Source organism: Actinokineospora sp. PR83 (genome assembly GCF_021056305.1).
GTDB classification, from domain to species: Bacteria; Actinomycetota; Actinomycetes; order Mycobacteriales; family Pseudonocardiaceae; genus Actinokineospora; species Actinokineospora spheciospongiae.
In genome coordinates, this window is the sequence record NZ_JAJCXD010000139.1 from 1 (window position 1) to 8,497 (window position 8,497).

The following is an 8,497-nucleotide window of genomic DNA, read 5'->3' on the forward strand; positions in this document are numbered from 1 at the left end:
CCGCCGCCGCGCCGACGACGACCGCCGCCCCCGCCGCCCCCCCGGCCGCCGCGCCGCCGCCCGCGCAGAAGCCGCCGCCCAAGCAGCCCCCCGGCCAGCGGCCGGGCACGGTCAAGCTGGCCCACGGCGGGACGGCGACGCTGGTGCGCGAGGAACTCGGCCCCGGTGCGACGCTGCCGGTGCCCACCTCGCTGCGCGAGGCCACCTGGTGGGGTGCGGGCCTCGACGCCTCGACGGGGGCGACGGTGCTGGCCGGGCACGTCAACTGGAAGGGCCAGACCGGCCCGTTCGCCGAGCTGTGGGAGACCCGCGTCGGCGACGCGGTGACGGTGGTCGGCGCCGACGGGCGGACCTTCGCCTACCGCGTTGCCAAGATCGACACGGTGGCCAAGGACGACCTGCCGGTCCGCGCGGAGGAGCTGTTCGGCCAGGCCGGTCCGCACCGCCTGGTCCTGGTCACCTGCGGCGGCCGCTGGGTCGGCGGGCACGACGGCTACGAGTCGAACCAGGTGGTCACCGCGGTCCCCGCCTGACCCCGTGGACAGCCGTTCGCCCCCGCCGCGCGGCGCTGCGGCGCTCGTCCCCGAAGCCGGTGGGAGCGGGGGCCAACGGCGGCACAGGTGATCATCACCGACGGCCGGTCCGACCGGCCGATCGGCCGGTACCCACATCAGAGTGATGCTTCCCCCGGGCGCCCACCGCGACCCCCCACCCGGGTACCGTCAACAGCATGGCCTTCCAGCAGGAACGTGACGCTGACCCCGGGTTCGCCGTGGTGCGGAACGGGTTCGACCGCAGCCAGGTGAAGGAGTACGTGCGGACGGCCGAGGCCGCCGCCGAGCGGTCCGAGGCCCAGGTGCGGGAGGCCAGGGCCGAGGTGGCCGAGCTGTCCGGGCAGCTCGAGCTGGCCCGCCGGGAGATCGACGCGCTGACCGAGCGGCTGGACAAGATCGGCACCGCCGCCGCGGCCGCGTCGGCGCCCAACGCCGGGGAGCGGGCCGCGCGGGCCGTCGTGGTGGCGAAGGCCCAGGCGAACGAGGTCAACGCCCGCGCCCAGGCCGCCGCCGAAACCGCGTGGACCGCCGCCGAGGATGCCTCCACCGCCCTGCGCGACCGCTACCGCAGGCTGCTGGCCGACCTCGACGCCCAGCACAACGAGCTGCACGGCGCGCACAAGAAGATCATGGACGAGGCCCGCGCCAAGGTCACCGAGATGACCAAGGTGGCCGACCAGCGCCAGAAGGACATCGACGACCGGGCCGAGCGCGAGCGCCAGCGCCTGGAGCAGCAGTTCCAGGAGCAGCAGGCCGAGCGCCGCGCCGCCCTCGCCGAGGAGATCGAGAGCAACCGCGCCGCCGCCGAGCGCGAGGCCGCCCGCCTGGTCCAGGAGGCCACCGACGAGGCCGACAAGCGCATTGCCGCCGCCACCAGCGTCGTCGAGCGCCTCACCGCCCTGCGCGAGCAGCTCGCCACCCGCCTGCGCGGCACCAACGACCTGCTGACCCGCAGCGTCTCCCTGCTCGAACCCCTCGAGGCCGAGTCCGAGTTCACCGCCGAGACCCCCGAAGACCTGGCGGACCTCCCCACGGTCAAGCGGCCCGCCCCCAGCACGCCCTGACCCCGGCGCGGGTCACCAGGCGACGCCCCCCTCGTCGTCGAAACCGCCGCTCGGCAGCGGGCTGAGAACCCCGAACCACGAGCCCGCCCGGGTCGGTCCACGGCTTTGACCCCCGGCCGACGGGCGGCTCCGTACCATGCGGGGGTGCGCATGGTGCTGTCGTTGCTCCTCGGGATCGGTGGGCTCGTTGCGGTCGGGTTCGGGGTGACGCGGCCGTGGTTCGAGGGCCGGCCGGGCACCGAGTTGCCGGTCGCGGACCTGTTCGGCGGGGTCACGCGGGACACCGCGTCCCTGCTGACCTCGCTGGCCGCGCCGATCGCCGTGGCGGGGCTGGTGTCGCTGTACGGGTTGCTGCTGTCCCGTGGGGTGGCCCGGGTCGGCGGGGCGCTGCTGGTGGCGGTCAGCCTGGGGTGGGTGGCGCAGGCCCGCGAGGTGGTGTCGTTGGGGTCGCTGGAATCCGGGGTGTGGAACACGGTGTGCGGCAGCCTGCTCGTGCTGGTCGGTGCCGCGGCGCGGAAGTCCTAGCGGTCCCCGACGTCGAGGACGACCCGGCCGGGGCGGCGGTCGGTGCAGACGAGCATCGAGTCCGTTGTGGACACCAGGTTCAGCCTGCACGTGCCGCAGAACCCCTGCTGGCAGGAGTAGACCGTATGCGGGCGGGCCCGGCGCAGGGCCGTCAGCGCCGACTCGTCGGCGGCGACGGGGACGACGGGGCCGCCCGGGCCCAGTTGCAGCTCGAACGGTTCGCCGTCGACCACCGGTGGCGGGGAGAAGCGCTCGTAGTGCAGGGGGCCGGACCAGTGGGCCTTGATCGCGTCGAGCATGGGCGGCGGGCCACAGGCGTAGACCGCGGTCCCGGGCCGGGCCCTGGCCAGCAGTTCCGGCGCCGCGGGCACACCGGTCAGGACCGTGACCCGGTCGCCGTGGGGTTCGAGTTCGGCCAGGAAGGGCATGGTGGCGCGGGAGCGGCCCGCGTAGACGAGGTGCCAGTCGGTGGCGGCGCGCAGCATCGGCAGGATCGGGGTGATGCCGATGCCGCCCGCGATGAACAGGTGCGGGCCCGGGCCGACCAGGGGGAACGCGGTGCGGGGGCCGCGCACGACCAGCGGGGTGCCGACGCGCACCGCCGAGTGGACCTCACCGGAACCCTCGCCGACCAGGCGCACCGCGATCCGGTAGGAGGCGCGGTCGGCCGGGTCGCCGCACAGCGAGTACTGCCTGCGCAGACCCGACGGGAGGCGGACGTCCAGGTGGCAGCCGGGCCGCCACGGCGGCAGCGGGCCCCCGGAGGGCGCGGTGAGGGTCAACGAGACCACACCGTCGGCTTCGACGCGGCGGTCCGAGACCACCACGGGCAGGTCGCGGTCTACCGCGGGAACGGGGCGGCTGCGGCGAACGCTGCGCTTGCTCAACCACAGGTGCGCCTCCACGACCGGCCGCAGCAGCCGGTACATCCGGTCCGGCCGCGCCCGGCCGTAGAGGTCCGGCGGCGCCACCGCACCCGCACCCACGGTGGGCGGTGGCGTCCGCGTCTCCGGCGTCACCGCGCCGCTGCCCTGGCCGCGGGGGACGTGGCGAGGTAGGCGACCGCCTCGTCCGTCGTCCCGTCCTGGCTCGGGTGGTACGCGCGCGGCAGGTACTGCCAGGTGGCGCGCAGCAGGCCCGCCAGGTCCGGGAGGAGTCCGCGGCGGGCGGCCCGGTGGGCGTCCCGCAGGCGGGCGGGGCCGGGGCGCAGGGGGTCGTTGCGCATGAGCCAGCGGGTGGAGCGGGCGAACAGCCACAGCAGGACCGGGCCTGCCACCGCCATCGCCCGGACCCGGCGCAGCCACCGGCCGTCGAGGTGCGCGTAGAGGTCGAAGGCGACCGAGCGGTGTTCGACCTCCTCGGCCCCGTGCCAGCGCAGCAGGTCGACCATGGTGGGGTCGGCGCCCGCCCGCTCCAGCGGGGCGCGCAGGACCCAGCGGCCCAGGACCGCGGTGAAGTGCTCGATGGCGGCGATCATCGCCAGCCGCTCCAGGAGCCACTGGTGGGCGACCGGGGCGGGCAGGTCTCGGTCGCCGAGGAGGGTGCGGAAGAGCCAGGACACCTGGTCCACGAACGGCTTCGGGTCCAGGCCCTGGGCGGCGAGGTGGTCCGCGGCGCCCTGGTGGGCCTCGGCGTGCACCGCTTCCTGGCCGATGAAGCCGACGACCTCCTCGCGGAGCTTGTCGTCGCGGATGAGCGGCAGGGCCTGGCCGAAGACGTGCACGAACCAGCGCTCGCCCTCGGGGAGGACCAGGTGCAGGGTGTTCATCACGTGCGTGGCCAGCGGTTCGCCGGGCACCCAGTGCGCGGGGACGGTCGACCAGTCGAAGGTCACCGCGCGCGGGGCGAGCACGAGGTCGGGTTCGGACACAGGGAGCCTCCTTCAGCCGGTCACGAGCGGGGCGGTGGGGCCCGCCGTCACCGGATCACGTCCAACCGGCCCAGGCGGCGCATCAGGCCGGGGGCGAACCGGGACAGCACGCGGCCGACCTTGGCCTCGGGGGTCACCGGCACCACCGCGCTGTTGCGCTCGACCGCGCGGACGATGTCCTCGGCGACCCGCTCCGGGCCGAACCCGCGGCGGGCGTAGGCCTTGCCCGCCTTGCGCCGCAGGCGCTGCTGCTCGACGTCGTCCACCCCGGCGAAGCGGGTGGTGTTGGTGATGTCGGTGGCGACGATCCCCGGGCAGATGGCGCTGACCCCGATGCCGTGCGCGGCGAACTCGGCGCGCAGCGACTCCGACAGCGCGAGCACGGCCGCCTTGGTCGCCGAGTAGGCGGGCAGGCCGCGGCTGATCGTGTACGCCGCGGCGGAGGACAGGTTGACCACGTGCCCGCCCTCGCCCCGCTCGACCATCATGGCGCCGAACGAGCGGCAGCCGTGCACCACGCCGAGGAGGTTCACGTCCACGACCCGCTGCCAGTCCTCCTCCGAGGTGTCGAGGAACGCCCCGGCCACGCCGATCCCGGCGTTGTTGACCACCACGTCCGGCACGCCGTGCTCGTCGGCGACGTCCTCGGCGAAGACCTGCACCGCCGCGGCGTCGGCGACGTCGACCCGGTACGGGTAGGCGGCGGGGCCGATGGCGGCGGCGGTCCGCCGGGCGGCGTCGCCGTCGACGTCGGCGACGACGACCTCGGCGCCGCGGGCGGCGAACGCCTCGGCGGTGGCCCGGCCGATCCCGCGCGCGGCCCCGGTGACGACGACCAGCCGGTTCTCGAAGCCCCGCTCCGGTGAGCCCGCCCGCGCCCGTTGCAGGCTGCGGGTCATCGGCGCCCCGCCGACGTGGTCGACGAACTCCTCCACCATCCGCGCGACCGCGCCCGGGTGCGACGTGGGGGCCCAGTGCGAGGCGTGCAGCGTGCGCCGCCACAGGCGGCCGACCCAGCGCTCCAGGTCCTCGGCGAGACCGGCGGTGACGAACCGGTCGCGGGTCGGGACGACCACCTGCACCGGCACCCGGGTCCGGCGCACGCGCGGGGAACCCAGGCGCGGGAACACGTTGGCCCGGTAGAGCTGCACGCCGTGCGCGGCGTCCGCGCTGATGGTCGCCACCGGGTGCCCCGGCACCCGCGGCACGCCCTCGACGTGGCGCAGCACCGCACCCCAGCGCGGCCCGAGGAACGAGCGCCACAGCAGACCGGGCAGCACCGGGATGTGGAAGAAGTAGATGTACCAGGAGTGCGCGAGCTGCCCGAGCGCCTGGCGCAGGTTCGCCGGGGTGGGGGCGGCGAGGCGGCGGCGCATCCAGTGCCCGACGTGGTCCAGGCACGGTCCGGAGATCGAGGTGAAGGAGGCGATCCTGGCGTCGGCGCGCGGGTCGGTGACCGCCTCCCAGGACTGGATGGAGCCCCAGTCGTGCGCGACGACGTGCACCGGCCGGTTCGGGCTGACCGCGTCGGCGACGGCGAAGAGGTCCTCGCCCAGTTCCGGCAGCCGGTAGGCGGCGCGGCGGCGGGGGGCGGTGGACTCCCCCGCGCCTCGGGTGTCGTAGCGGACGACGTGGTGGTTCTCGGCGAGCCGCTCGGCGACGCCGTCCCACATGGCGTGCGTGTCCGGGTAGCCGTGCACCAGCAGCACCGTCGGCGAGCCGGGGTCGCCCTGCTCGAAGACCGCGAGGGCGACCTCGCCCTGGTGCACGGTCCGCCGCCGGGTCCCGGTGATCGGCAACCGAATCGGCTCAGTACCCACGGCGACCCCCGGGCGTCAAGGATGTGAACGGCGTTACAGGACGGCGCGAACGTTACAATGCCCATTGTCATGGTGCAAGGGTCGGTTCGACCCGATCAGTCCTGCTCAGCCGCCGCGCGCTCGGCCATGGCGACCAGCCGGTCGCCGATGATCTCCGGGATGAGCCGCCGCGCGGACCGGTCCACCGCGGCCGACAGGGCCGACATGACCAGCGGGTGCAGCCGGGAGATCACGTCCGCGTAGTGCGGCAGCTCCTCGCCGCTGGGCAGCCAGTCCGGGCCCTTCGGGTCCAGCACGTAGCGGCGCACCAGGCCGATCAGCAGCCCGGCGATCCGGTCGGTCTCGGTCTGCAGCTCAGCCGCCAGCGCCAGCGCCTCGGCCAGCGGGACGTCCAGCTTGACCAGCTCGTGCCCGGCTTCGAGCAGCCCGGGGCTGGGGGCGACGAACTGCGCGCCCCGGCGCTCCAGCACACCCAGCTCCAGCGCCGTGCGGAGGTTGGACGGGGTGAGCTGGGTGCCGAACATGCGCACCAGGCGGGCCATCGGCACGACGGCGGGCCGCTCCTGCGACCAGGCCGCGCCGGTCGCCTCCTCCAGCCCGAGCACGTCGGCCAGGCTGTGCCCGGCGGTCCAGGCGTCGAGCATCTCCTTGATCTGGGCGAACGCGTAGCCGCGGTCGAGCATGTTGAGGATCAACCGCAGCCGGGCCAGGTGCCCGTCGCCGTAGATGGCGGTGCGACCGCGGCGCACCGGGGGCGCCAGCAGGTCGCGGTCCTGGTAGACGCGGATGTTGCGCACCGAGGTGCCCGCCGCCCTGGCGAGGTCGTCGATCCGGTACTCAGCCACCAGGCGAGCCTAGTTCGCGCCGGGAACCCCCGGGGGTTCGGCGCGACCGAACCCCCGGGGACCACCGCGCGCGGATCCGGAGACTCCGGCGGTCACGAGTCGACTCCGCCTTATCGCGGAACGTGCCGCCAAAACAGCGGATGACCGGATTAGGCCATAATTTCACAGGCAAGAAGCAATTGTGGTGAGTTGACCACCGAGGGCGGCCACCGGGTCATGTGGACGTCCTCACCAGACCGCGTCACCGCAGGAAACCACGCGCACGCACTGACTCTGCGTGAGCGATCGGTTCCATGTGGTGCCCCCGACCGGATTCGAACCGGCACTCGACCCCTTTTAAGGGGGCTGCCTCTGCCTGTTGGGCTACGGGGGCGAACGCAGCCTAAGGCGCGATAACAAATCGCGGGAACAGTTTCCGAGAGTTCCGCCCGGGTGGCCCAAGTCCTTGGGCCGTTTGCCGAATCAGCCCTTGGAGACTCGGGCGAACTCCGCCTTCGGGTCGTTGATCTGCCCCATCGAGATGACCTCGCGCCGGAACAGCCCACCCGTTAACCAGTCGAGGGTGATCCGGACCTTGCGGTTGAAGGTCGGCATCGCCTTGACGTGGTAGGCGCGGTGCATGGCCCAGGCGACGAAGCCCTTGGCCTTGAAGTGGAAGACGTCGCCGACGCCCTTGTGCAGGCCGAGGCTGGCCACCGAGCCGATGTTCTTGTGGTAGTAGTCCTTCGGCTTGCCGCCGCGCAGCGAGGCCACGATGTTCTTGGCCAGCAGCCGGGCCTGGCGCACCGCGTTCTGCGCGTTGGGGGCGCAGATGGCGGTCGGGTCGTCGCCGGTGCGGGCCAGGTCGGGCACCGCGGCGCAGTCACCCGCGGTCCACACGTCCGGCAGGCCCTCGACCTGCATGGCCGCGGTGGCGCGCAGGCGGCCCTGCTTGGTCAGCGGCAGGTCCGAGTTGGCCAGGACCGGGCTGGACTTGACGCCCGCGGTCCAGACGATGGTGTCGCTGTCGAACTCGGTGCCGTCGGAGAGCTGCACGTGCCCGCCCTCGAACGACTTGGCCAGCGTCGACAGGTAGACCTCGATGCCGCGCTTCTCCAACTGCATCACGGTGTAGACGCCCAGGCTCTCGCGCACCTCGGGCAGCACCCGCCCGGCGGCCTCGACCAGGACGAACCGCAGGTCCTCCGGCTCGACGTTCTTGTAGTACTGGGTGGCGAAGCGGGCCATGTCCTCCAGCTCGCCGAGCGCCTCGATGCCCGCGAAGCCGCCGCCGACGAAGGTGAAGGTCAGCAGCCGCTTGCGCAGCTCGGGGTCGAGCGTGGAGTCGGCCTCGTCGAGCTTGGTCATCACGTGGTTGCGCAGGTAGATGGCCTCGCCGATGGTCTTGAAGGCGATGCCCTGCTCGACCAGGCCGGGGATCGGCAGCAGCCGGGCCACCGAGCCCAACGCCACGACCAGCACGTCGTAGCCCAGCTCCTCGGTGTGCCCGTCCGGCGCCTCGACCGTGACGACCTTGCGGGCGTGCTCGATCGCGGTGGTGCGGGCGGTGATGACGTGGCAGCGCTTGAGCGCGCGGCGCAGCGGCACGACCACGTGCCGGGGCTCGATCGCGCCCGCGGCGGCCTCGGGCAGGAACGGCAGGTAGGTCATGTGCGGCTGCGGGTCGACGACCGTCACGGAGGCCTCGCCGGAGCGCAGCTTGCGCTGCAGCCCGAGGGCCGCGTAGAGGCCGACGTAACCGCCACCGAGGATCAGGATCCGGGTGGGCTCCGACTTACCGTTCGCCATGGGTCAATGGTCGCACCGGGGAGCGATCCCC

At 73.8% G+C, this 8,497-nt stretch carries 8 protein-coding genes and 1 tRNA gene; 3 read left to right on the top strand and 6 right to left on the bottom strand.

Annotated features, from left to right (window positions below; genetic code table 11):
* The 3 genes from L6E12_RS33350 to L6E12_RS33360 form a co-directional block, all read left to right on the top strand.
* Positions 1–533, top strand: a 533-nt coding sequence (locus L6E12_RS33350; protein ID WP_236231905.1) for a class F sortase, incomplete at its 5' end; no start/stop codon positions are given.
* 197 nt (positions 534–730) lie between these two features.
* Positions 731–1,618: a hypothetical protein gene (locus tag L6E12_RS33355; RefSeq protein WP_236231906.1), complete on the top strand. Its 888-nt coding sequence runs from the start codon at positions 731–733 to the stop codon at positions 1,616–1,618.
* Between the two features lie 144 nt (positions 1,619–1,762).
* Positions 1,763–2,143: a hypothetical protein gene (locus L6E12_RS33360; protein WP_236231907.1), complete on the top strand. Its 381-nt coding sequence runs from the start codon at positions 1,763–1,765 to the stop codon at positions 2,141–2,143.
* Here L6E12_RS33360 and L6E12_RS33365 read toward each other — a convergent pair.
* The 6 genes from L6E12_RS33365 to L6E12_RS33390 all read right to left on the bottom strand — a co-directional run bounded on the left by L6E12_RS33365 (position 2,140) and on the right by L6E12_RS33390 (position 8,466).
* Positions 2,140–3,162: a PDR/VanB family oxidoreductase gene (locus L6E12_RS33365; protein WP_236231908.1), complete on the bottom strand. Its 1,023-nt coding sequence runs from the start codon at positions 3,160–3,162 to the stop codon at positions 2,140–2,142. The genes L6E12_RS33360 and L6E12_RS33365 overlap by 4 nt on opposite strands.
* Positions 3,159–4,013: a metal-dependent hydrolase gene (locus L6E12_RS33370; protein ID WP_236231909.1), complete on the bottom strand. Its 855-nt coding sequence runs from the start codon at positions 4,011–4,013 to the stop codon at positions 3,159–3,161. Before L6E12_RS33370 ends, L6E12_RS33365 begins: the two co-directional genes overlap by 4 nt.
* A 47-nt stretch (positions 4,014–4,060) precedes the next feature.
* On the bottom strand, positions 4,061–5,812 hold the full coding sequence (locus tag L6E12_RS33375; protein WP_236231910.1) for an SDR family oxidoreductase: 1,752 nt from the start codon (positions 5,810–5,812) through the stop codon (positions 4,061–4,063).
* Between the two features lie 116 nt (positions 5,813–5,928).
* Entirely contained in the window at positions 5,929–6,678 is a 750-nt protein-coding gene (locus L6E12_RS33380) for a MerR family transcriptional regulator (RefSeq protein ID WP_236231911.1), read from the bottom strand.
* 296 nt (positions 6,679–6,974) lie between these two features.
* Positions 6,975–7,051, bottom strand: a tRNA-Leu gene (locus tag L6E12_RS33385).
* An 89-nt stretch (positions 7,052–7,140) separates the two neighbouring features.
* A complete protein-coding gene (locus L6E12_RS33390) occupies positions 7,141–8,466 on the bottom strand; it encodes an NAD(P)/FAD-dependent oxidoreductase (protein WP_236231912.1) in 1,326 nt (441 codons plus the stop codon).
* Positions 8,467–8,497 lie beyond the last annotated feature (31 nt).

What these genes read in the sequence shown, in the direction of transcription:
- L6E12_RS33390 (WP_236231912.1), bottom strand. Translation starts at nt 8,466, where the DNA reads ATGGCGAACGGTAAGTCGGAGCCCACCCGGATCCTGATCCTCGGTGGC.
- L6E12_RS33355 (WP_236231906.1), top strand. Translation starts at nt 731, where the DNA reads ATGGCCTTCCAGCAGGAACGTGACGCTGACCCCGGGTTCGCCGTGGTG.